The 25989-nt window shown below is 25.8% G+C and carries 15 protein-coding genes; 11 read left to right on the forward strand and 4 right to left on the reverse strand.

The features are described 5' to 3' along the window. The first annotated feature begins 15 nt into the window (after window positions 1-15). From I6U51_RS19625 to I6U51_RS19675, 11 genes are all read left to right on the forward strand, one after another. Window positions 16-3690: a reverse transcriptase domain-containing protein gene (locus I6U51_RS19625; RefSeq protein ID WP_211144262.1), complete on the forward strand. Its 3675-nt coding sequence runs from the start codon at window positions 16-18 to the stop codon at window positions 3688-3690. Window positions 3691-4560: 870 nt separating this feature from the next. Beyond that, on the forward strand, window positions 4561-6948 hold the full coding sequence (gene dptF / locus I6U51_RS19630; RefSeq protein WP_211144263.1) for a DNA phosphorothioation-dependent restriction protein DptF: 2388 nt from the start codon (window positions 4561-4563) through the stop codon (window positions 6946-6948). Between the two features lie 3 nt (window positions 6949-6951). After that, window positions 6952-8340 carry a DNA phosphorothioation-dependent restriction protein DptG gene (gene dptG, locus I6U51_RS19635; protein ID WP_211144264.1) on the forward strand — a complete coding sequence of 463 codons (1389 nt, stop codon included), beginning with the start codon at window positions 6952-6954 and terminating at the stop codon, window positions 8338-8340. Further along, window positions 8321-13603, forward strand: coding sequence for a DNA phosphorothioation-dependent restriction protein DptH (gene dptH / locus I6U51_RS19640; RefSeq protein WP_211144265.1), 5283 nt, complete (start codon window positions 8321-8323; stop codon window positions 13601-13603). Before dptG ends, dptH begins: the two co-directional genes overlap by 20 nt. Window positions 13604-13679: 76 nt before the next feature. Then, window positions 13680-15404, forward strand: coding sequence for a KAP family P-loop NTPase fold protein (locus I6U51_RS19645; RefSeq protein ID WP_211144266.1), 1725 nt, complete (start codon window positions 13680-13682; stop codon window positions 15402-15404). Continuing rightward, window positions 15385-15576: a hypothetical protein gene (locus I6U51_RS19650; protein ID WP_211144267.1), complete on the forward strand. Its 192-nt coding sequence runs from the start codon at window positions 15385-15387 to the stop codon at window positions 15574-15576. Before I6U51_RS19645 ends, I6U51_RS19650 begins: the two co-directional genes overlap by 20 nt. A 155-nt stretch (window positions 15577-15731) precedes the next feature. Then, entirely contained in the window at window positions 15732-16001 is a 270-nt protein-coding gene (locus I6U51_RS19655; protein WP_211144268.1) for a hypothetical protein, read from the forward strand. Continuing rightward, window positions 15965-16591: a hypothetical protein gene (locus I6U51_RS19660; RefSeq protein WP_211144269.1), complete on the forward strand. Its 627-nt coding sequence runs from the start codon at window positions 15965-15967 to the stop codon at window positions 16589-16591. Before I6U51_RS19655 ends, I6U51_RS19660 begins: the two co-directional genes overlap by 37 nt. Before the next feature lie 53 nt (window positions 16592-16644). Continuing rightward, the gene (locus tag I6U51_RS19665; protein ID WP_211144270.1) at window positions 16645-16926 is read left to right on the forward strand and encodes a hypothetical protein; all 282 of its coding nucleotides are present in this window, start codon (window positions 16645-16647) and stop codon (window positions 16924-16926) included. Between the two features lie 379 nt (window positions 16927-17305). Beyond that, complete coding sequence (locus tag I6U51_RS19670; RefSeq protein WP_211144271.1) at window positions 17306-18313, forward strand: DNA sulfur modification protein DndB; 1008 nt, start codon at window positions 17306-17308, stop codon at window positions 18311-18313. Between the two features lie 13 nt (window positions 18314-18326). Beyond that, complete coding sequence (locus I6U51_RS19675; protein ID WP_211144272.1) at window positions 18327-20456, forward strand: hypothetical protein; 2130 nt, start codon at window positions 18327-18329, stop codon at window positions 20454-20456. Between the two features lie 167 nt (window positions 20457-20623). Here I6U51_RS19675 and I6U51_RS19680 read toward each other — a convergent pair whose 3' ends face one another. From I6U51_RS19680 to dndC, 4 genes are read right to left on the reverse strand one after another with little or no spacing between them, the layout of a single operon-like run. After that, a complete protein-coding gene (locus I6U51_RS19680; protein WP_211144273.1) occupies window positions 20624-21823 on the reverse strand; it encodes a cysteine desulfurase family protein in 1200 nt (399 codons plus the stop codon). Then, window positions 21820-22209 carry a DndE family protein gene (locus I6U51_RS19685; protein ID WP_211144274.1) on the reverse strand — a complete coding sequence of 130 codons (390 nt, stop codon included), beginning with the start codon at window positions 22207-22209 and terminating at the stop codon, window positions 21820-21822. The genes I6U51_RS19680 and I6U51_RS19685 overlap by 4 nt, the downstream gene beginning before the upstream one ends. A 2-nt stretch (window positions 22210-22211) precedes the next feature. Continuing rightward, entirely contained in the window at window positions 22212-24371 is a 2160-nt protein-coding gene (gene dndD / locus I6U51_RS19690) for a DNA sulfur modification protein DndD (RefSeq protein ID WP_211144275.1), read from the reverse strand. Continuing rightward, on the reverse strand, window positions 24361-25989 hold the full coding sequence (dndC, locus tag I6U51_RS19695) for a DNA phosphorothioation system sulfurtransferase DndC (protein WP_211144276.1): 1629 nt from the start codon (window positions 25987-25989) through the stop codon (window positions 24361-24363). Before dndC ends, dndD begins: the two co-directional genes overlap by 11 nt.

Below are 25989 nucleotides of genomic sequence, written 5' to 3' on the forward strand. Positions count from 1 at the left end.
ATTTGGGGTGGAAATATGAAAGATATGTTTGAAAAAATCGCAGAATTAAAAAACTTATATTCTGCATGGTATAAAATAAAGAATATGGCAAGAGATGAATATATATATACAGGTTATAATGTAAGTTTATATGAAGATAACATAGATGAAATTATACGGATAATAAATTATGAGCTTATAAATGATAAGTTCGTATTTGATAAATTGCATTCTTTTGAAGTTCCCAAAAAGGATGGTAAGAGAGTGTTTCATATAGATACTATAAAAAATATGATAGTATCTCAAGCAATAATAAATATAATTGGTCCAATAATTGAATCTAAATTTATATCAGGAAGCTATGGATATAGATTAGAGTTAGGTGAATCGTGTTCTATATATAAAGATTGGACTCATCAGTATAGCGATTTCAGTAATACTCTTTATGAATGGAATAAGAAGTATGGTAATAAAAAATATTTAATACTTAGATATGATATTAAGAGTTTTTTTGATAATGTTAATCTTGATATTTTGAGTACTAATATATCACAATTAATTAAAAACCATAGAACTATTAATCTTATTAAAAAGTATTTATATATTGATATATTTAATATAGATAGCGCGAGAACAATTGGTATACCACAAGGAATATATTCTTCGGGTTTCTATGCGAATATTTATTTAAATGAGTTTGATAAACAAATTAGTAGCAAAGTAATCGGCTATGTAAGGTACGTAGATGATTTGTTTATAATTATCGAAAAGAACAAAAAAGATGAGATGAATTCTCTTATTTATAAGCAACTACAAAGTATTGGACTGGAGCCGAACTTCAACAAATATGATGAAGTTGATGTATCCAATTATATGGAATTAGTTAATATACTAAATAAAATAAAATATCAAAGTATTAGCTATTTAGAGATGCAGTTAGAAGCATTAACGTCCAAAGAACGCCAAGAACTTTTCAAATCAATAGAGGATAAATTAACAGGCAAAGAAAACGCAGATTTATCAGTTAAGGACTTAGAAGATTATTCAGAGCATATAAATTACTTGCTTTTCTTGAATAATAAACTAAATTCAAGTAACCCATCACTGCTATATTTGGCTCTTGAAGTATTAAAGAATGAGGCATTAAAGTACAGTAAGTTAGAAAAAATATATAAGAATCTATTTAATAATGATTTAGCAAATGAATTTATAATTAATAAGATTGATGAGTATCCAGAATACATAAAATTATCTCTTGCTAAGTTTTTACTTGCTAATGATGGCTACTTTTATTCAAATGAATTTGTAAATAAATATCTCAAATCGGACAAGTATTTATTAAAAAATGTTGGTTTGTTGTTATCTGTAAAACTTGGAAATGCGATTAATATAACAGAATGTATATCTATAGATGAACATAAAGAAGAGACAGAATTTATATTAAGCTATCTTATACCAGCACTTATTTATGAATCTCAAGATAGCTTAGATGAAAATGTTATTGAAGAACTATTTCATCTAAACAAGAATATGATTCTATTCTACAGTTATAAATTTAATAAAGAAGATTTTATTTTAGAAATTCTTAATAGAAATAATTGGAGTGAAGTAAATAATTATGGTGTAATTGCCTTACTAAAGTTATTTTTTGCAACAAATAGCGCTGATATTTATAATTTTATTATAGAAAAATTTAACAATAATTTTATTTTAGAATTGATAAAGGGTGAAATAATTCTAAATAAACATACCGTAGAAGAGGATAACAAACAAAACCTACAAAAATTGGTTGATATATATAACAAAATTCAAGTGCGAAGTGATTACTTTTCACAACGATTTCAAAGTGAATTAAGGTTTCACATTAAAGATGGACAAATTGTTTCTAATGTCCAGTACATAGATTTAGGAAAATTTGAGTATGAATTCATTGAACAAATTAGGTATGAACAGAAAATCATTGATGTTTTTATAGGGTTAAATGATATACAGTATATATTTGTACAATATAAAGACACAAAGTATATATTAGAAAAAGCTGATAAGGGAATATTCATAGATAAAGCAGATTACGAAAGATATATTTGGTACTTAAACTCGCTAAAGGAAAATGAACTCATTCCAAATTACATAATCAAAAACTTTGATAATTATAATTATATTTATACTTTGTATGAGATTAGCGATTATAATGATTTACTTGTTAATAGAATCAAAAATGGTGAAAAGTTATCTATAGAAAAACTTCATTTAGTGTTGCAACAATCTCATAAGTATAAAAAAGTAATTAGCCAACCCCCTTTACTATTACCACATAATATATTAATAGAAGGAGATAAAACGAAATTTTTAGGTGTTTTAAATCAAGTGAAAGGATCATTTTATAGAAGTTCAAGTGGGGATATAAGAAAAATATCTAGTAATAGATGCATTGAAAGCTTTGGATATTTATTGCTAGATAGTTATAATGGACAAGATTTTCAAAAGAATATAAAAAAAGGAGACTATGAAAATCAGTTTGATATACCTCATATTGGTAGTGTTGTAAATAAGGCAATATCGACAAGTAAGGATTACTCTTACAAAAGCATTGATAACCTAGAACTAGATATAAACTACATAAAAAACTTTAGCGATTTTATTTCAACAATTAAGGATAAAGAAAAAAAATTAAGTGAATTAATTGCAATTGACTACGTTGGATTTAAGATGCTTCAATATAAAAGGTACTTAAAAAGCATAAGATGTAATTATGAAAAGTTAGTAGAATCTTATGAAGAAGTAATACTTAACTTTATAAGATACCTTAAGGATAAAAACTTATATTTGAAAAGATACACCTTTAATATCTTATATTATAAATTAATTTTAAGAAGACATAAAATTAACGCATATAGTATGAGTATATGTATATTTACAATTAACTACTATATGAACTCAAAAGAATATATGAATAAATATGAAAATATTTATAAATTTGAAGGCGTTAAGGAGTTTTTAAATTTTGGATTAATTAATTTATGTTTTTTATTTGAAAAAGAAACTAGAAGAAAGTTCAAGTGCGAAATTGCAGCAAGCATTGACGGAGTTATAACAGACTTTAAGGCAAGTCATAAACTTATATCAGAAGACCTAGAGAGTAATGAAGAAAAAATAATTATCAATAATAGTGAAGGTTTACATAATGACATTAATATATTACAAGATATCAAAAGCACATTAATAGAATTTAAAGTTGATAAGATTAAGGACAGAAAGTATGGAAAGTTATTGATAAGTGGAATGTTTCTTAGTGAAAATAATAAAAGTTTTACTGTAAAAAGTGGAGTTAGGTATAAAAGTGCAAGCTTAGATATTATAGACAAGCCTAATCAGCTATATATCAGATATGCCCATAATCCTAATATGTCTGCAGAATTTTCCAACGGTAACATAAGTAATATAAATATTGAAAGTTCAGCAGTCAAAAAATTTTTGAAGAGAAGAAAAGGTTATGGTGAGTTGATTGACAAGGCAAAAGAAATTATAATAGCATTAGGCATTGTAATATTTTGGATCGCAATATTTACAATAACAGGAGTAATAATACAAAGTAAAATTGTTGGAATTCTAGGTTCGATAATATTTTCTCTATTAAGTATATTTTATAAAGATTTGATTAAAGCAGCTATTTCTAAATTAAATGATGCGTTAGGAATAAAAACTAAATAGCATTATATGAGTGAGAGATTAGAAAATGTTAGTGTTTTAGTACTGCAACTAGCACTCAACTTCATTGTTTTATATGATGTTAAAGAAGTTAATAAATTTAAAAAGAATTGATTTATAAGGCTTCATGTGCTTTAGTTAATTTTTATGATGCATACTTCGGCAATATTTATTTTATTATGCAGATACTACATAAAATATTTAACTCAAGTGATTGCGGTAATCAATTTGATTGTTACTGTATATAAAATACTAATATATTTAATTAGACTAATGATTTTATAGAAGTAAATAGTTGAGATAGTAGTTATATAGTAGATTTAAGAAATAAGGTATTAGAAAAAGAAGAGAATATTAGGTGTTTTTCACAGTTAGAAGTTATATGATTTATATATTGTTACGTTGAAATTAAGAGAATTGATTTAATGAAGGGATTAAAGAATCTTAAACAACTCTATTTGGGCAGTGAAGCTATTAGAAAAATATCCACAGAAAAAAAGCCTGCATATTTTTTCTGTGGATATGTGCATAATGCGTTTGCTTTTTAAAAGTTATATAATACATTTGTTTTTAATGCAGTCTGTGATAAAACTACAACGCGAGTATGGATTGTAGATTTAGATAATGAAAACCGTGAAAAAGTAATATTATAAAAATGTAAGTTTAATACATTTTGGATCTTAGTAAGAGTTTACGTGATGTAAACTCTTATTATTTTTAGGAACATTTTTATGGCATTTATTGAATAAAATATGTAAAAATTTCATAGTTAGACATACAAAATGTCAAATATATATGATAAAATTAATATTGCAATACAAAAATTTATGAAACATATATAAAAAACTCAAGGTAAGAGAGGAAGATACAGAATTGGAAAGAGATGTTTTCGCTTATCTAGATAAAAATTATAGATATTTAAATAACTATATAAGGGATATAAACGAATCATTATTTACTGCACCAGATACAGCAATAATAAAAGGAAGAATTTTTGCTGAAAACTTAAGTAAAGAAATATGTATATTAAGTGGACATGGTGTATTGTGTTCGAAGAACCAATTTGATAGATTGCATAAATTAAAATCTAGTGGGGTTTTAAATAATGAGATAGATAATTTATTTCAATCTGTGAGAGTGCTGGGGAACAAAGCAGCGCATACAGGTGTTGAAGGAGAGCTTGAAGCTGCTCTAAATATACATAAAAATATATATAAAATTACCTGTTGGTTTGTTAAAGCTTATATAGATTCGAGTTTTGAAGCATCACCTTATAAAAATCCAATGCCAATAACAGGAGGAACTGCATCAATAGAAGAGGATGTAATAGCAAAGATTATAGCTAAAACCATGGAAAGTTTTAAGGAAAAACAACCACAAAATGATCTAGAAAAAAGCAGTTCTGAAATAGCATCAGCTTTGGTAGAAAATAAAAAAGATATTGATGATGCTTATACTGGGTTACTTGTAGAAAGTATTTTCAATGATGAGCCGGATAAAAAATGCTTAGTTCAAGAATTAACTAAGTTAAAGGAATCATCTAAAGAAGCAGTAGAAGGTTTAAGTGAATTTACTTCATTTAAGAAGTACATGCACATAGTAAGAGATGCGCAAAGTGGTTTGGAGGAATTAATCTTTAAAGCTAATGAATCGGAGAAGGCCCAATTGCTTTTAGTTTGTGGCAGTGTGGGAGATGGTAAATCACATATAATATCATACTTCAATAATAAATATCCAGATGTTATGAAGAATTTTACTCTCCATAATGATGCTACAGAAAGTTTAGAGCCAAATAAAACATCAATGGATACACTTAATGATGTATTAGATGAATTTTGTGATGAGAAAATTGATATAAGCAAACAAAAATTTATATTAGCTATTAACTTAGGAACATTGAATAATTTTATTGATTCTAAGTATGGTGAAAGATTTACAAAATTAAAAAAGTTTGTTCAAGATAAAAAAATATTAGAAACTAGCATTGAAGATAGTAGTTTTGATGGGAGTATTTCTTTTCAATTTGTGAATTTTAGTGATTATCATATATTTACTTTAAAAGATGGAAGAGTTCACTCTGATTATGTTAAATCCTTGATACAAAAAATAACTCGTTCATTGGAAATAGATTTTCAAGAAAAAAACATATTTTACACTTCATATAAGAAAAATTGTAGCCAATGTGAAAATAAAGATTGTTGCCCTATTAAGGCTAATTATGAATTATTATCAAAAGATAATGTAGAAGATTCTATTGTTGAATTATTAGTTCAATGTATTGTTAAAAATAAAATAATAATTTCAACAAGAGCCCTATTAAATTTTATGTATGAGTTAATAGTACCTAGATCTTATATTGATGTGAATTCTCCTACTTTCAAAAATAAAATAGCAAAGCTTAATACTAAAGATTACATAAAATCACTAATGCCAAATATTATCTTTGACCATAAGGAATTGTCATTTATATTTGAAGCTTTAAATGATATTGACCCATTGAACGTAAGAAATGAAAAAGTTGATGATTTTATTATTGATTTTAATAATGCCACAAATTTATTGGATTACTTTAAAGAATATATAGATTTTCCAAAAGGATATCTAGGTAAAACAAATGAAATTGATTTTAATGAAAGTGAATCTAAAAATAAAGTAAGATTTGAATTATTAAAATTATTTATTAGAAGTTATTATATTTGTGGAAAAGAAGATTTGTTTTCCTTAAGAGATGAGGTCTATGATGATTATATGAATGCAGTGTTTTATTGGAATAGAGGCGATAAAGCAAAGCTTAAAAATGTTTATAATAATGTAAAAGATGGCATTATAAATTGGAACGGCGAAGCTGATAAAGATCATATAAATATATTTATGGGAAAAAATCAAATTAAATATAAAGTAAGTGAGAAGATTGAATTAAAGGTTGATACAAGCAACTTAACTAAAAGTGATGAGGATAATCTTAAAAAGTTCATTGAGACTCTTAAGCTGAAATATAAGAGTGAAAATTCGGAAGCTTCATATGAAATAGACATAGATTATAATCTATATAAATTATTAATACAAGTTAATAATGGATATAGACCTAATAAAAAAGATAAAAATCATTTTATTAAATTTATTGAATTTATAAATAAGCTTGAGGAAACAGGATCACAAAATGAAGAATTGCTATTTACTGAAAAGAATAGAGAAAATAATAAGCAATTTAAATTGGAATATGATGAAGAATTTGAAACTTATAGATTTGTGGAGATATAGGATATGAGTGAAAACATGCATTTTGAGATACAAATAGATCAAATCAAAAAGAAGTACAGAATGAATAATGGTGGTATACAGCATAATTATGAAAAATGGTTATTGCCTTATGTTGTAACAAAAGAAATACAAATGACTGAATTTAGTGGCGTAATGGGAGCTTTTTCTAGAATTATTTGTAATAAGGAACTTAATAGTGAATTTGATGTTGAAGAATTTATCAGAAACGTTGAGGAGAGCATTGAAAAGTTTGAAGGAAAAACAAGTAAAGAAGCACTTAGAAATATAATAAAAACTATGTTCATTGATAAAAACAATAATCTCGTTAACTTTGATTTGAAAACTATAAATTATATATCTGCTTCAAAAGAAGATATAAAATTTGCAGAATTTTTATATTCAATATTTTATGATTATAAATTAAATACTACTATTAATGAACATTATAATAAAAATTCTAATAATATATTAAATAAACTTGTATTACAATCCCTACCTAAGTTAGTCGATAAAGAGTATAAGATGAATCAGTATAAATGTTATCTACCATATATTAAAGATTTATTTATAAAAGACTTTAAATATTTAATACAAAATGAAGAATTATATAAAAATAATTTAAAAAGATTTTTAGAATATTATTATTTGTTTTATGTTTCTCAGCTATCAATGAAGTTAAACAAATTTGAAAAAGCAGATTTTGACAAAAACGAGACTTTATATTTTACATTAAGTTGGGAAAGTATTTCTAAAAACAGAACTGGATATAAGTTTGGGTTAGAAAAGTTAATTAAAAATGTCAGTTCATTATTTTCACATACAATAACACTAGATTTGATAAATTATCATAATCTAGAAAATAAATTGACGTATAAGGAAATATTTGACTTATTACAAACTGTTGATGAAGGAAAAGCAGAGAATGAGATTAATAACGTATATGATATGTATATTGAAGCAATTAGTGATATAAGATGGATAGATGTTAAGTTGCCAAATAAAGATACTCAAAATAAAGCTTTTAATAAGATTTTAAAATTATTTTCAGCTATTGATTATCAATTTAATAACACTAATACGAATAGGAAAGATATGTATAAATTTTATGCAAACAAATTTCTCAATTTTATTAATAAAAGTTTTGGAAAAAGAAGAGGTTCTTTGGGATGGTGTTTAACATTAAATGAGGAAGATATTATATTTCTAACTAAATTGTCTATAAATAATAATGAAAGATTAAAACTTAGTTCTTTATTTGCTGAATTTGAAAAGCGCGGTATAAGTTTTGATAGAGATTCACAAGCAAAAATAATCCAATTATATGAAAAATTAAATTTATTAGAGAAAAAATCAGATAGTGGGGATGCACAATATGTTAGATCAATTTTATAGTTATTTATCAAGTAAAGTAATAGAATTTTTCAATATAAATTTATTGACTCCAGGTGATAAATACAATATTCAGTTCGAAAATCAAGAACAAGTACAAGCTTTATATGAAGAGCTAAAAAATAACTTTTTGTTTAAAGATTATCAATATAGGGATTTAAATGGTGAGGTAAAATATAAATCATATTTACTTGATTTTAAGGGAGCTAAATTGATAGTTGCAGCTACAATAGACGATATACAGCCAGACTTTTTAACAAGGCTTAGAAATATGGTTGGTATAGAAAAAGGTTATGAAGATAAGGCAATTCTGTTTATTCATGATACAACATTAGATAGTATTATGGGAGGGACAGAATCGTTTAGCAAAGAAGGTATGCCATTTCATATTAAGTCAATTCAAGATGATATAAGAAAGAAATTATATGATTCTGAATTTAGTGAGATTGATAAAGCAATAATAGATTTAGATTTATTCAGAAAAAAGAAAGACTTATTTGCTGAAAATGCATCTATATTTGAGTATAAAGATTTATTAGAGACACTAAATAGCACTTGTATTGAAAAAGCACAATATAGAAATTTTGGACTATTTTTTGATAGTGAATTAAAAAAATTAAGTGGAAATGAATTAAAAAAACAAATTGAAGCTAATGCATTATATTTTAATAGAGTTGATGAAATACATAGATATGGAGATCCTGAAGTTGAGCTTGAAAAATATTTTGATGAAAAAGGTGTAGATAAATTAAAAGGTGCAGAATGGAAAGATGTTGATTATAAAGAGGTGAAAAAATCAATAGATGCTAAAAAAGATATTAAGCCTTTAGAGTATATATCTGTATCCAATGGGTGGGACAGAGAAGAAGGGACTTCAAAATCAAAATCAAGGATCAGAAATATAATTGTATTTAATAAAGAAAAAAAAGATGAATTGGAATTAGAATTTACATTTGACGATACCGTATATAAAGAATATCTAACACCACAACCACAAGATGATGTAGAAGTAACTACTTCAGGGAAAAAAATAAAAGCAGTTTTAAAAAATTGTTTAGATACTACAAGTTTTTATAAAATTTCTTATGAAAATGATAGACATGTGAAATTTCAATTTAGAATAGCAGTAGTAGGGTGTGAAGAAAGATATTTAGAAAGTATTCAAACGAAATATTCAATTATAGTAAATAAAAAGAATAGTTATATTTCTATTAATATTAACGAATCATCTTTAGTATTTAATGAATATGGTTCTTTAGTTGTTTCTTATGAATTAACTGATAATTATAACATAATTGAAATGCAACAAGATGATGTATTAAATATTAAAGTGAGTGAGTCTTTTGAATATGAAAATGATAATAATCTTATTAAATTTAAAGTAAAAATAGGTCAGGATATTATACCTTTTGGAATAATGGGCACAAGTGAAAAGATACCACCTGTTGAAGGGTTAAAAGTATGGAAATTTAAAAGAGAAAAGAAATGCGACTTCAAAGTTATTGGAGAGAATAAACTTAAACAAGGAACAAAAGAATATTTTACTAGAGATGAGTTTAGAAAAAACCTAAATCTAGAAAAACAAATGCTAGAGATTGAAGGATTATGTTTTTTGGAATTTGATGATGGTTTAGAAGCTGTAGATTTAGAGTTAAACTCGAAAGTTGAAGAGAGTTATAGAGATATTTTAATGTATTTTAAAGCGTCTAATAATTTACCAAGTTTAACATATTTAAATGAAGATTTAAAGCAATTGTATAGTAACTTTATTAAATGTTATGTAAATGAGCTGAATAGCATTAATGAAGGCTCAATTCTTACTAAAGAACAAAAAAATTTATTTAAAATTGGGACAATTAAAAGAGAAATAGAAGATAGAGAATTAATGTTAACACCACTTCATCCTATAAATATTGCGTATCAGTTACATATAAGTAATGAGTTATTTGAGGATGAAATGAATGATGATATTGTTAAAAAACTTTCTTCAACATATCTCTTACCGTATATTACTGTAGACGAAAAAAAACTTTATATCCCAATGGAACAATTCAATTCATTGGAATGGAAATACTATGTTGATGAAGCACTTCCAAGATATAAAAGTTCACGAGACTTTGTATCTAAATTAGTAAATGAAAAAATTGAAGAATTTATAGGACACTTTAAATATTTGTTTAACATGGCAAACAATGCGCCTATAAGAATTAATTTAATTAACACAGGTGACAGTAAAGAAATATTACAGGGAATATTTAAATATTATATAAAGCAACTTAAAGCTAAAAGCAAAGATATTTTACCAATTGATTTGTTTATATATTCAAATAAAAATATAACAAATGCATTTGAGGAAGTTGCATTTAATGATAATATAGATGATTTAAAAGAAACTTATGGGTTAGATTTAAATGTTGAAAATATGTCAGAAGAAGATGTTTTAGATTTATATAGAGAAAAAGTCCATTTCTATTCAAAGAAAATAGAGAAGGGAATAGAGTATGCACATATTACTTTTGTAGAAATGAGTGATAATGCAAAAACAATAATATCTAATATGGATGAAATACCTTCAGGCATAATATTAAATGGATTAATTTCTGGAGTGCCATCAGTATTTCAAGGAGATGCTTATAGAACAGGATTTGGGACAAAATACTCTAATGATAAAACAGATTTAATGGTAGTAGCAAGTAGGCTTAATGCATTAGATACAGCAATTGGGGGAGCACCTTTTCATATAAATCAATGTCAAGCAATTTCAGTACCTAATAATAGCAAAACAACTTTAGAAGATATTTATAATGCAAGTCATTGGGTTACATTTATAGATCCAAAAGTTGATTTGAATTTTTTTAAGAATGATCCAGGTGCAAAGGATCTACTCATAATTCATTATAGTGATCAATATACAACGGCTGGTGGATATGATGCAATTACAGTTACTAGAAAATCAGGACCATATCAAAAGGTTATAGAAGAATATTTGAATAGAAAAGGCATTGAAAATGCTAAAGAACATTCGCCAAGTATAATAAATATGTTTAATGCGATAAATGGAGATTGGCTTCTTAGTTTGCTATCAAGCAAATCACATCGTCCAAAAGAAAAAATAAGTATATTAGCAGCAATTAAATTAGCATTAGCGAAGTTTAAAAAAGATAATATAATATGGATTCCTATATCTTTAGAAGAGGTTTTAAGAGTATCAGGTGGAGCTGGACTTAAGCAAAGTGAAGGTTTCTTATCTGCTAAAAAATTAGGCTTTGATGGCAATGGAGCTACAAGTGATGATATTCTTTTAATAGGGATAGAAACAATAGATGAAGAAGTGTATGTTCATTATTATCCAATAGAAGTTAAAATAGGAGAAAATAATAATTCAGTAATAGAAAAAGGTGTAGATCAAGCAAAGCATACTAAGAATATATTTAATCAACTGTTATTACCTAAAGAAGGTATTGAAATTACAAATACTCAAAAAGTATATAGAAACTTTTTAATGCAATTAGCAATAACAAGTGCAGAGAAACTTAATTTATATGAAGTATGCGATGAAGAAAATTGGAATAGTGTAATTGATTCAGATTTAAGAAGAAGATTACTTAATGAGGAATATATTGTAAGCAATTCAATAGAAAAATCATTAGGAATTGCAGCGGTTATATCTTTTAAGAAAGAAAACAGCTTTGAACTAGTAGATATTCGAAAAGAAGACACTGTTATGGTTATTGAAATGTCTGAAGATGATGCATTTAATTTTATAACAAAAACTGTTGGAGAAATAAGAGAAGAAGTTGGGAAGATAGAGATTAATACACAAGTACCTTTAAATATATCAAGACCACAAGAAGGCAATGCTATTGTTCAAGGTGGAACTGAAGGTGAAATAGCAGGTGAGGCAATTGATTCAAGTGAAACAGCAGATAATATAAAAACACCAGAAACTGTGATTAATGATATACCTGTATCTGAAGTAGATCCCAAAGCTCTTGATTTAATTGATCCAGATAATAATTTATTAACACCGACAAGTATTATTGATAACGATCCTGGAATGCAAATAGTAGGTTCAGGAGTAATAGCTGACCCACAAGTTGTTTATGAAAACAATAGTGATAGAAATATGCAAATTTTATTTGGAGTAAATCAAAAGAGCAATAGAGAAGTATATTGGTGCCCAAATGATACAAATAAATTAATGCATACTAATACAGGAATCATTGGAACAATGGGAACTGGTAAAACTCAATTTACCAAATCAATGGTTACACAAATTTATAGAGAATCTAAATATAATGTGGATGGAAAGAAAGTTGGAATATTAATTTTTGATTATAAGGGGGATTACAATAAATCAAAACAAGATTTCCTAGATGCTACAGAGGCAAAAGTATTTGAGCTTTATCATTTACCTTTTAATCCATTATCAGTGGTAAAAGCAATAAATTCAAAACCAATGTTACCTCTTCATACTGCAAATGGATTAAAGGAAACCTTAGCAAAGGCTTTTGGACTTGGAATAAAGCAAGAAACATTATTAAGGGATTTAATTATGGAAGCCTATGAGAAAAGGGGAATAATTAAAAATGATCCTAATACATGGGACAAACCAGCTCCAACCTTAAAAGATGTATATGATATTTATGTTAGTAAAGAAGATTTAAAAGAAGATAGCTTATATGCAGCATTTAGTAACTTAATAGATTTTGAAATCTTTGAGCCAGATCCAAATGAAACTAAGAGTTTATTTGATTTAATTGATGGAGTTACAGTAATAGATTTATCAGGATATGATCCAGGAATACAAAATCTTGTTGCTGCTATAACTTTAGATTTATTCTATTCACAAATGCAAGCTTATGGACATAGCAAAATTGATGGTAACTTAAGACAATTAAATAAGATTGTATTAGTTGATGAAGCAGATAATTTCTTAAGCAAAAACTTTTCATCATTAAAGAAAATACTTAAAGAAGGAAGAGAATTTGGAATTGGAACAATACTTTCAACTCAGTTATTAAGTCATTTTTCAACTGGTGAAAATGAATATGCTAATTATATTTTGACTTGGGTAGTTCATAATGTAGCTGATCTAAGTAATAAGGATGTTAAGTATATATTCAATACTCAAAGTAAGTCTGAAGAAGAGAGCATATATAGTAAGATAAAAAGTCTTAATAAGCATTATAGCTTGGTTAAGATGGGAGATAGTGATAGGGCTGTGTTTATGAAGGATAGGGCTTTTTGGGAATTGATAAAATAAGAAGCATTGAATATATTTATTATGTTGAATGCTATATATTAATGTATACGATAATGCATAAGTGGTGGTGAAAAAATTGACTAGTATTTTTGATGATAATGTTAGTAGTGTTGATTATTTAGGTTATGAACCATATGTTAACGGATTTGAATATGTAATTTATGAATGTAAGGATATACTGTCAAGACCTGTAGTTTTTGGAATACATGGGAAATGGGGTGTTGGTAAATCTACTTTTATGGAGCTTTTAAAATGTAGGTTTAAAGATAATAAGGAATTTAATATCCTAGAAATAAATCCTTGGGAGTATCCTGAAAATACTGATTTTATTTCTGTTTTTTCAGCTGAATTATATAAAGTAATAATGAAAGATAATGATTTTACAATGCCATTAGAAGTACTTAGTAAATTTGCGAGAAGTATACTTTCGCCACTAAAATTTAAAGCTGGAAATCAATTTTTATCAATTGAATATGATTTGAGTAAATATAATTATGATGACCAAAAAGATAAAATTGATAATATGTTAAAGCAATACTATGATAAGAAAGATGATATAAGAGAAATATTAGACGATAAAAACATACATGATAAGAAATTTCTTATTTTTATAGATGATTTAGATAGATGCAGAGTAGATAAAGTTATAGAAATAATGGAATCAATTAAATTGATATTAAATTCAAGAAACTGTATTTTTTTCCTTGGTTGTGATCCTCTATTTCTTAAAAGTGCGGTGGCGAGTCATTATGAAAGTTTTATTAAATTTGAGGCCAAAATGAATGGAATAGAAGAAAATGAGATGGTTAATGATTTCGCTAAAGAATACTTAGAAAAAATAATACAGGTACCATTTAATATACCCAATATAAATCGAAATAGTATTGGTACACTTATAAAAGGTATGTTAGAAGGTGAAGATATTCTTGAAAATAAAAATTCATATAAGAATGAAGATTTATATAAAAAATTTAAGAATTCAATTAAAATAGAATTTTTATCTAAATTGTTTTATAACTCAAATATGTTGCCGAGAAGAATTAAAAGAGTTGTTAATTTAATATTTATGAACTATGTCTTTCTGTTTTATAAACGAGATTTGGAAATTAATACTCACTTTTTAGCATTAATCACTATCATTGGAGATATAGATTCTAAAATTTATTCAACTTATTTTTGGAGTGAAAACTTAGCAAAAACAGATTTGAAAATCTGGCTAATAGATAAAAATGAAAAAGAAATAAATAAAATAAATAATACTAAAATAATAAAATGTATAGAGATATTTAATGAATTTGAGAAGACTAAAGAAAATGTATATGATATAAAAACAGCCATAGATAATATAGATGCGTATTTAAATATTACCAACATATCTGTATTTCAATTAGATGAACCAGAATATTTTAAGTATAAAAGCGATACGCAAACAGGAAAAGTAGTTAAAGACTTTATAAATAGATTTATGTTTAAAGAGTCATTAGTTAATTTTATAGGTTGGTTTTTTACATCGGTTTATGATAAACAATTACTTAGGATAGGTATATCACAAAATTTAATGATTTATTTGAATGAAAATGATAAGGTAAGTGATAAGAATTTTTTGTGTAAGTTTGAATACAACGGAATTAATGACAATATGGTAATTAAATTTAGAGATAGAAATCTTAGATCAAAGTTTAATAAACCTGTAAGAGATAGGGATGAGTATCTAATAAATGATGAAAATAGTGAAGAAATAAAAGAGATTATTGTTAATGCATTCTCATTATTACATGAGAATGGAAAATTACAGTCATAATATTACTGATTTAAGTAATAAGGATGTTAAGTATATATTTAATACTCAAAGTAAATATGAAGAGGAAAGTATTTATAGTAAGATAAAGGGTCTTAATAAGCATTATAGCTTGGTTAAGATGGGGGATAGTGATATAGATTTGTTTATGAAGGATATGGCTTTTAGGAAATAGTGAAGGATGACTAATGTAAGAGGCAGATTAAATCTGTCTCTTAATGTTGCAATTGAAAAAATAGTTTGTCAAATGATAAATTTAAATTATGCATATTCAGAGAACATGGTACTAACTGAAAAGCGCCAATTTAGTCTATATTTGAGGAGCTAGTTATGATTAGAGATATAAGAGAAATAGAAAATTATAATAAAATGATTAGAGTTTTTGAAGAGATGGGGATTGAATATCGTGATTTTTATAAATATGATGAAAATCATGATTACAGTCAATTAGTACATTTAATAGTAGGAATGAGTATTTCTCCAATTAGATTAAATATTGAGATACAACAGAAAGAAGATATAGCTGTTTTCAGTTTTTGGGTAAGTATAAGAGCCCTAAATTTATGTTTGAAGGTGATACATCAGATTGTACTGATGTAATTTCGTGCATTATGACTATAATAATTAATATAGTTGATAATGCCGAATTGTCATTAATAGATATGTTTAATCCTACATATATAGATGGAGAAATATATGGGAGAATTATCGCGTTTTTAGATCCAGATATAATAAATGCGGATTTTGAGTCAGATAATTTTATTGAGAAGTTGGGAAAAGTTATTTCTCTAACTGCACTTGCTAATATGATTGTATGCAAAATTATTAATTTTGCACTTTATAGTAACGACTTGGTCGATATATCTAATGAAGATTATGATTTTGGAATAGAGGTTAACTTATCAGCTTGTAATTATATAAAAAGAAAAAGTGAAGATTGGGAATGGGTTTATAACGATGATATTGGAGTATCTTCTATCAATTTTAAAAGGGAAGTTGGCTGTAAATTGCTTGATCTGATTTTAGATGAAGAAATATTTCATCTTTCAGGAGTAAATAGAGAGATAATTTCATATAAGGCTAAGATTTATGCAATTGACAAAGAAAAATTTGAATATGCTAAAAATATTTTAAGATACTATGACGAAAAGGAATATAAGGTAATAGCGATTAGAAATAAGTTTTTGTAATAAGTGCACATAATATCATTTCCATTTCTGATGAATGTGGGTTTCATAAAGTTATGGAGGAAAAAAAGTTAATAAGAGAAAGACGAAGGCTAGAAAATAAAATTTTACTTGGAGAGTCTAGATTTGAATGGAGTGATAAAATAGATGGTGGGAAGTTTGGAGATCTCATTAGGGACATATTAATATTAAGTAAGGAGGTGTATGTAAGCAGAATAAGAAAAGCAGGACCCACAAATCAACCAGATAGTGGATTAGACTTGATAATTGAGTATATTGACTTTAATGATGAAAAATGCAATGAAGGAGATAAACCATTTGAAATAAAAAAATTATAGGTCAGTGCAAGGCCTATAAAGGTACTGTTGGAATAGGGTTGAAATTGAAGAATTATTAAGGAATTATCTGGAAATAGTTGATAATTACGAAGATGTTCTTAAAAGTATGTTTTCTGTATTATTGAATGATTAATATTGTTTTATAAAATGATAATAGGAGTAGTTTTGGTAAAAACATAGCTAAAGCTTATGGTAACTTTAGCTATGTTTTCTATTTTTTTATTTTTATTAGTATAAATTGTAAGAATTGAAAGGATAACCGAAGATTACGTCGAATATAATTATTATAAATTTATTATATAATTTTGTTTTCTATGAATTGAGTAAGAAAAATATATATTTTCTTATACTTAAACACAAGTTCTAATTTGGAGGGAATATGATAACTAAAACATTTAAATGTCTAAAAATGCAGGAGGATGGGAAAAATAAATATCTTATTTTTATAAGATATAAAGATTTAATTGAAATTACCGAAGTTGGAAAGTTAAGTGTAAATAGAATAGTAGATGAAGAAAAAGCAAAAAAAATGGTAGGATTTATAAGGAATGAAGAAAAGTTTTATCCAACATTACTTATGGTTACTAACGAAAATTGCAGTACAAAATATAATAGTTTAGAAAATGAATTAACAATAAAAAGTAAAGATGGTAAGTGTCTGGGTGTTGTAGATGGGCAGCATAGATATAAATCTATTGAGCTAATGTTAAGTAATAAAGATATTCCTATTGAAGAAATAAAAAAGCTGGGAAATAAGGAACAGGCAGTTTTTTTGATTGATAATTTAGGGGCACAAGAGCAAAGAGAATTATTTTTAGAAATAAATAGCACACCAAGTAAAGTTAAGAAAGGTACACAGCTAAGGTTAATGATAACTGTATGTAATCACTATGGATTAAAGTATCTTGAGAGAAAAAATGAATATTTAAAATATATTTATTTTGATGAGGATCAGGTATTAAAAAAAGGTGAAGTAAAAATTCCATATAAATTTGTATTAAAAGCTCATGAAAAATTATTTAAGGATTTTGAAAAAAAATATCTAAACAATATGATAGATGAAAATTTAATAAATACTTATTATGAATCAGTTGAATATATTTGGAATGTTATCTTTGAAAACATAAGAAAGTATGAGGAGAACTTTAAGAAAAGTATATTTATATTAGAAATATTTTATACTAGCTTATTCCAATGTATATATCAAACCATAGTTTCAAAAGAATTAGAGTTTAATAACCAGACAATTAAAGAGTTATTTGATAAGATTAAATTAATTTTTGATATTGATGCAATAGAATTTAAAACAGAAATTGATAATGTACCAGTATCAGGAAAGAAAATAGAGATTATTAAAAATAAAATAGAAGAATTATTAAATAAATAAGGTGATATTTATAATGGATAGACAAATTAAAAATTTATTAATACATATAAAGTTAATAGAAAGATGTGATAATTTTATTGATAAAATCGTTAAAATTACTAATACAGCTTTTCAGCACACTCCGACAGGGCAATCTAATATTAGTAGTAATACGACAATGATAAAATGCCTAAATAGTGAGGATGTTTTATATATAATAGAAATTAAAGAAGATAATGAACAAGCTTTAATAAATATAATATCAAAATGGGAAATAGATAAATATACGCTTTTAAACAATATAAAGAGTATTAAAGAAATCTCTGAAGTAAAATTAATAGTAGATAATTTCTCCAATAAGATTTTATCAGATAATTATCAAACAATATATAAATTTGAAAACTTAATTAGGATATGCGTACTAAATGAATTGATAAAACAATATAAAAGTAATTTTAAAGATTTTTTAAAATATATAAATCATTATGATGAGAAGAGAAATTTCTTAGGTAGAAATATTAATAATATACTTCAAAGAACAGATTTTGATAGCATTTTAACATATATTAATAATAATAATTTGGGTGGAAATGAAATTGCACAGTATAAAGAAAATATTAGAAATAAAGAAAACTTAAAAGAATTAAAAGATACTGACATATTTAAAGATCTAAAAAATATAATAAAGGGCCAAAAGGGATTTGAGGATATTCAAAAATATGCTTTAAATTTTAGAAATTTTATAGCTCATAATAAGATTGTTGAGGATGATGTTTTTTTAAAGTATAAATCTGGTATTGAGCAAATTAATAAAGATTTAATTGAAAAATATATTAGTAATAGTAATTTTGGTTTTTTAGAATTAACTGAAGAAAATATAGTAAACAGTACTTTATTTTTAATAGATATAGAAATTAATAATTACGAAGATGCAAAGATGTTTTTTATGAAGTTACTTTTAGAATATGGTGTAATACCTGCTGAAATAAGAGATATAGATAGACAAACTACTATAAATAATGAAGATGATAAGAGTGATAATTATGCTTTATTAGTAGAAAATGAAATGTACAAAGCACTTTTCTATAAGCTAGAGGAAACTGAAAAAACATATACATTTTATATGAATGTTAAAAATAATGATTTAAAGAAAAGGATTGCAAATAGATTATCAAGCGTTATGGATTTTTTAAACAACAATCAAATTATATATGTTTTCGATTTTTCATCATTTAAGTATAATAATGCATTATATAAATATTTCAATTATTTTGAGAATACACTACGAGCATATTTATCTATAATAGAAATAAATAAAGAGAGAATTTTCACAAAAGATAATGGAGAAAATTTAGAAACTAAGAATAATGCAAATAGTTATAAAGATATAGATAATAGAGATAAAGCTAGAGTATTTTTAAAGCCCAATAATGGAAATTCTTCAAATTTAATTAATAACCAATTTTTTGACAAGCCAACTAGTGATTTGAAAAAATACTTAGTAAATCCAATAGATTTTGAAAACAATTCATCAAACAATATTAAAAGTCTAATTAATTCATATTTAAATTCTAAAAATGAGAGTAGTTTATTAAAGAAAATATTCACGATAATAGAATGGGATGAAGGTTTGCAATTGATAAATAATGATTGGGAATTTATTGAGGGTTATAGGAATATAGTTGCCCATGAGAATATTATATTTCATGATGAATATATTGAAGTTAAAAATAAAATGGAAGAAGTAAAAAATATTTTAATAAATTCCATTTTGAAACTGCTTGATGAATTTTATTGTGTGAAAACTAACTTTGAGTTTAATGAAAAAGGCTTGAAGCTAAGTTATAGCGGTAAAAACTTAAACATTACTTTCGATGACTTGAGGGTTGAAATAGATGATTGTTTATATTGTAAGTTTATTTATTTTATAAACAATGTTTCAGATATTAATTTGTATACGGATGTAATATTTCTAAATGATGAAACCGTTAAAAATATCTTATCATCAAGTTATGTTGAAGGTAAAGTAAATAGAGAATTAATAAATAATGTGTTTAATAGTAATCAATTGTTAATTATAGAAGGAAAGAACAATAGATATTATATTGAAAAACTTATTAATGAAAATATGGATAAAATAGAAAAATACACTGAAAATGAATAAATATCTAAATTATTCAATTATCGCTATTAAAATGGATATAGAATAAAGAAGTTTTAAAGTCATTATGATTTATGTGAATCGAAGAATTGCGAAAATTTTTAAAGTTAAGTATTTGTAGTCAACATAGAAGGACAAGTTATTAGAAAGTTTGAGTCTAGTATAGAAGGTTAATAATTAATAATACAATAGAACAGTTCTTCTATTGTATTATTAAATTTATTTAAACTTAATCTAATGAATTGACTGCTTTTATCATTATATTTTATTTCAGTAATAATATACGAAGGTTCCCCAATTCCACAAGCAGACCCCGAAGAAATAGCAAATCTATCAGCTATATCCTTAATAAACATCTCATTAACAATCCCAGGAATAAGCATACCAATAACTCCAGGAATATGATTATCTGGATCTCCTAAAAATTCAACTCCAGGATATTTTTCAGTAAGCATTTTCTTAGTTTCAATTTCTAATTCAGAAATCTTTTTAATATATTCATTCATATCCTTCTTAGCAATTTCACAAGCCTTACCGAAGCCTACAATATTATGAACAGCAGAAGTTCCAGCTCTATAGCCACTTTCTTGAAGTCCACCGTGTATTAATGAAGTCATTTTAAAATCTGATAAACCATTTTGCCTTATAAAAGCAGCTCCAACACCTTTAGGACCATAGATTTTATGTGCAGACATTGAAAGAAAATCTACTGAAAGTTTATTTACATCAATATTTATCTTTCCTAAAACCTGAGTAGCATCTGAATGAAATAAGATTCCTTTTTCTTTAGCAATAGAGCATAAGCCTTCAATATCATTTAGTGAACCAATTTCATTATTACCCCATATAAATGATGCAAGTATAGTATTATCTTTAATTGAATTTTTGAAAGTATCTTTTTCAACTTGTGCATATTGGTTTACTGGAAGAAAAGTAACTTCATAGCCTCTATCAATCTTTTTTGTAGTAGATTTTTTCTTTAGAAATTGATTTGCTACTGATTTTTCTGATTTATTCCAGAATACATCACCATTTAAAAACTTGCAGGTTTGAAGTACTGATTTATGTTCAACTGTTGATGTAATTATATGATTTCCGCTTTCTTCGTAGTGCTTTTTATAATCAGCTACACCTTTTATGATGAAGTTATTGCTTTCAGAAGCACCACCAGTAAATATTATTTCTTTAGGCATAGCGTTTATTAAAGCTGCAACTTGTTCTCTAGCTTTTTCTACAGCTTTATTAGCATTTACAGCTAGAGTATAATATCTACTAGAGGGGTTACCATATTCCTCTTTTAAATATGGTAACATTGCATCTAATACTTCAGGATCAATAGGAGTAGTTGCGCTGTTATCTAAATATATCATAAATTAACATCTCCTTTATTTAAGGCATTTCTTAAGAATTTCTCTAAATTACCACCTGAATATTTATATTGATTTAGTAAAAGCTCTGCGCCTCTATCCATGTGAAGTTTCATATAATGTGGATAGTATTCATCCTCACTAATATTACGTTTAAGATTAACTTCAATAAGAGCTTTAAATATTGTATCAAATTCTCCAGTAACTGTTGATCTTTGAAGCTCAAGTCCATTTGTATCATCATTTTTATAATTATCAATGGAAGTTTTATCTTTTAATGACAGAGAAATTGCTATTTTACTTAAAGCAAATGGTTTTAGGTTTGAACTTTTGCTTATTTCTTCAAATATTTCTTTTGTCTTTTTTGATGTTTTTAATCTAAATCCCATAATTACACCTCAAAATATCCATTTTTAACTTCAGTCTTACGTAATTCTGCATTGTATAGCAGTAGGTATTCATCACATACATAAGGCTTTACAACATTATATAATTCACTATCAATTTCTTTATTGGTTGAAAGGATAATTACTTGCTTACTTATATTTGGTAAATAAGTAGTAGTTAATGAATTTCTATGGGTTTCATCAATACGAGCATAAGGTGTATCTATTATAAACGGTATTTCAACTCCAGAGCTTTTAATTATAGCCCATATTAGGCAAAGTATATAAATTTGCTTTTCACCATTAGAAAAATCATTTATATTGATTTTAGTACTTAAACTGATATAGTTAAATGGATTATCGTTAGCTACCTCTGATTCTAGTTCTTGGTTTGTTTCTACATTATAATGTTTTAATAAATCCTGTAAAAAGTTATGACCATATTTTTTTTCTAAAGCATCAAATCCAAGATTTTTAATTACATTTAAAATTTCATTGCTATTATAATCTTTGTTTATATATAAGGTAGTGTTGAAGTTATCATCAATTACAATGCTATTTACATAGTTTTCTTTTCTAATTATAGTGCTGAATATATTTAAAAACTCATCTTCAATTAATTTAATTTTATCTTTAGTTAAATTAGTAAGCAGCTCATTTAAATATTCAATAAGTTGTGAGGACATATCTAGAACATTAATATTTTGAAGTAAAGTAGTATATTCATTTCTTGCTCTAGTAAGATGATATTCTTTATTCTGCAATTCACTCTGTCTTGAATCTATAGAGGATTTTTTAACAGCGATATTGCTCTGAACATTATTTATGTCTTCATTGATTGAATGTATATTTTCTAAATAGCTATTTAATATATCCTCAGAAATTGAAGAGGTTAATTTATCTTTTAAATCCTTTAATTTAGCTCCTATTTTAGAAATTCTATCATATTTTTGAATTAATCCTCTAGTTAATTTATTTCTTCTGGTTAGAATATTATCAACAGTATGGTTTATATTGTTCTTCTGTTCAGTCGATAACTCTAATATCGTTGCTACATTTTTCAATTCAGATGTATTGAACATATTATTTAATAAATCAACTGCAATTTCAGCATATGTATTTGGATTAACAGTAGTATTTATATGCTTGCTAAGAGAACTTTTTACAATATCTCCAGATAATTTTTCTTTTACAGAATTATAAGAGTTTAGTGAATCCTCTTTTTCAATCTGAATTTTTGTTTCCTCTAAAAGGTCTGTAACTAATAAGAATGGGAGGGTATCATTACAAAAATCTTTTATATCTTGATTTAAATTAGCTCTCTCAGCTTCAAGTTTAACCATTTCTGAATTTATGGCAGATTTCTCTTCTTCCAAAAGTCCACCACTATTTTTAAAGCTTTCTTCTATTTGACTTCTTTTAACTAATAAGTCATCTAAATGTTTTTCATCTAAAGTTAATGAATTTTTTAATTCTTCAATTTCATTTTTAAGCTCTTTTACAGTAGAAGAAAGTTCATCATAATTATTTTGAACTTCTTCAAGCTTTGCATTAGATTTTGATTTAGCTCTTTGATAGGTCAATAATTGCTTTTTTAATACTTCAAAAGTATCATAATTAAATAATTCAAGTATTGATTCTTTTAAATTGGAATTTGCATTTTTTCCAGTAAAGAAATCACTTAATTCTTCGCCATCAAAAAAGAAAAAATCAAACAAAGATGGTGGAAGTACAGATTTTAAATATTTATCGAAATATAATTTATCTTCATCATTCAATTCAGAATTATTTAGATAAACTTCAAATTCTTCATGTATTTTTTGATTTATATATTTCCAGGAACGTTTTAGATAGTAGTTTTTTATTTCAGTACCATCTTTAAAAGAAAGACTTAGACCTAAAAAACATTCTATGTTTTCATTTTTAAAGGCATTATCATTTATGTTGTTTTTAATTTTAGTTTGATAATTATGATTTTGACCAAGATATCCATAAGTAATAGGGCCATAAATACACAATTTAATTGCTTCAAATAATGTTGATTTCCCAGCTCCGTTTTCTCCACCAATTAAAACAATATTCTTAGTATCTTTAGGAGTAAAGGAGAAAGTAGTCTCATCTTCATAAGATCTAAAGTTTTTTAATGTTATGCTATTAATTATCATTTTCTATCTCCTCAAAAATTGCTTTATGTAAATGTCTTTGATTAAGAATCTTATTAATTGATTTATCTAAAACAGATCTATTAGTAAAGTGCTTATATTTATTTGTATCAATTAATAGTCTATTAATTAAATCTTGATCAATATTGTGTTTATCACATAAATTTGATATTTCATCAATGGTTTTTTTATCAAACATAGGCTTTTTATAGTCATCCCATGGAAGTCTTTCACCCATAACTTCATGATATAAATCAACTAAGGTTCTGTGAGTTAAATCCTCTTCATCATCCCAAATCTTATCTATAGCTTCTAATTCTTCTTTAGAAATAAGATCAATTTCATACTCTTCATTAATTAGTTTTTGTAATTCTAAAAGTTTTTTTAGAATCTCTTGTCTAGCTATAAAATTAAAAGGCCCATATCCAAGTACATTTATAAATTCACCTTTATCATCTTTTTGAACTTTAGATTTATCTAAAATGACATTATTAGAATTATTGATATTAAAAAGTGGAAGTAATTCTAAATAAATTTTATCCTTCTCTTCAGAAGTATATTTGTTTCCTTTGTCTATTTCCGATTGACAATTTTTTAAATCAATATATCCCTCACCATCACCATTAGCAAAAAGATAGTCTGAATTTATAACATAGTTATCTAATAAAGGCAATTTATCTAAGTATAATTTTTTATAATAGTGATTTCCATCTCTTCTATACTGCATTCTATATTCATGCTTGTTACGAATGCCGACTATCCATTGTCGAAAATCAAGCAAAGGTTGAAGCCAGGTTTCACCATTTTCAATAAATCCGGTTAAAGATTTATCTTTAGTTACAACTGTACAAATCCAACAACCAAGCCTAGAGTTGCCACAAGTTGGTGTTTCTTTATCATTAGTAGTAGTAAAAGGACATTCGCCGCCATCAGCACCCATATATAATGTAAATAAATCATTATTACTAGCACCCCATGGATTATTGCCATTATTAGAAAGCAAAAATCCCCATACGTCATCTGTAGTCAAATTAACTATAGGATTATATACATAAGTACTATCAAGAGAACCATGAGGAGTCAAAAGATATCCATCAATTTCTCTGTTTTTAATTCTTATACTTCTAGCAATACTTTCAGCTTTTCTAACCCCTAAAAGAATAACTACTTCACCATTTTCTTTTACTTTTTCTTCAATAAATGTATTAGATGGTTTAATTTTAAGCTTTTCAGTACACCATCTAAATCTAATGGAAGTAGGAGTAGGGAGCCCTTTGCCAATTATGTTAGTCCAGTATGTATTATCATAATTAGGGTGAACCATATGAGTATACAGTGGAATATTTGCTTTTTTTGCGCCTTCATTTATTAGGGCTGAATTATGTTTTAAATATCCTAAAACAAGAGGGTTTTCTATAAGAGTATCAGAAGATACTACATAAACAGCCTTATGTCTTTCTTCTAGTGGTAACTGCATAAGCATAGTAAATACTAATTGAACAACAGTAGTACTATCTTTACCTCCACTATAGCCAATAACCCAAGGTCTTGAGTCGTTTTTATATACTCTTTTCATTTCTTCTAATATATCATCAATTTTTGATTGTATTTCGCTGTTCAT

The sequence above is a fragment of the Clostridium aciditolerans genome (assembly GCF_016316925.1).
In the GTDB taxonomy this organism is placed as follows: Bacteria; Bacillota; Clostridia; order Clostridiales; family Clostridiaceae; genus Clostridium_AM; species Clostridium_AM aciditolerans.

Excerpts from the sequence above, each read along its gene's own strand:
- I6U51_RS19675 (WP_211144272.1), top strand. The coding sequence starts at position 18,327 with ATGGATAGACAAATTAAAAATTTATTAATACATATAAAGTTAATAGAA.
- I6U51_RS19650 (WP_211144267.1), top strand. The coding sequence starts at position 15,385 with ATGGAAAATTACAGTCATAATATTACTGATTTAAGTAATAAGGATGTT.
- I6U51_RS19665 (WP_211144270.1), top strand. The coding sequence starts at position 16,645 with ATGGAGGAAAAAAAGTTAATAAGAGAAAGACGAAGGCTAGAAAATAAA.
- I6U51_RS19680 (WP_211144273.1), bottom strand. The coding sequence starts at position 21,823 with ATGATATATTTAGATAACAGCGCAACTACTCCTATTGATCCTGAAGTA.
- I6U51_RS19655 (WP_211144268.1), top strand. The coding sequence starts at position 15,732 with ATGATTAGAGATATAAGAGAAATAGAAAATTATAATAAAATGATTAGA.
- dndC (WP_211144276.1), bottom strand. The coding sequence starts at position 25,989 with ATGAACAGCGAAATACAATCAAAAATTGATGATATATTAGAAGAAATG.
- dptG (WP_211144264.1), top strand. The coding sequence starts at position 6,952 with ATGAGTGAAAACATGCATTTTGAGATACAAATAGATCAAATCAAAAAG.
- I6U51_RS19625 (WP_211144262.1), top strand. The coding sequence starts at position 16 with ATGAAAGATATGTTTGAAAAAATCGCAGAATTAAAAAACTTATATTCT.
- I6U51_RS19670 (WP_211144271.1), top strand. The coding sequence starts at position 17,306 with ATGATAACTAAAACATTTAAATGTCTAAAAATGCAGGAGGATGGGAAA.
- I6U51_RS19660 (WP_211144269.1), top strand. The coding sequence starts at position 15,965 with ATGTTTGAAGGTGATACATCAGATTGTACTGATGTAATTTCGTGCATT.
- dndD (WP_211144275.1), bottom strand. The coding sequence starts at position 24,371 with ATGATAATTAATAGCATAACATTAAAAAACTTTAGATCTTATGAAGAT.
- I6U51_RS19685 (WP_211144274.1), bottom strand. The coding sequence starts at position 22,209 with ATGGGATTTAGATTAAAAACATCAAAAAAGACAAAAGAAATATTTGAA.
- dptH (WP_211144265.1), top strand. The coding sequence starts at position 8,321 with ATGTTAGATCAATTTTATAGTTATTTATCAAGTAAAGTAATAGAATTT.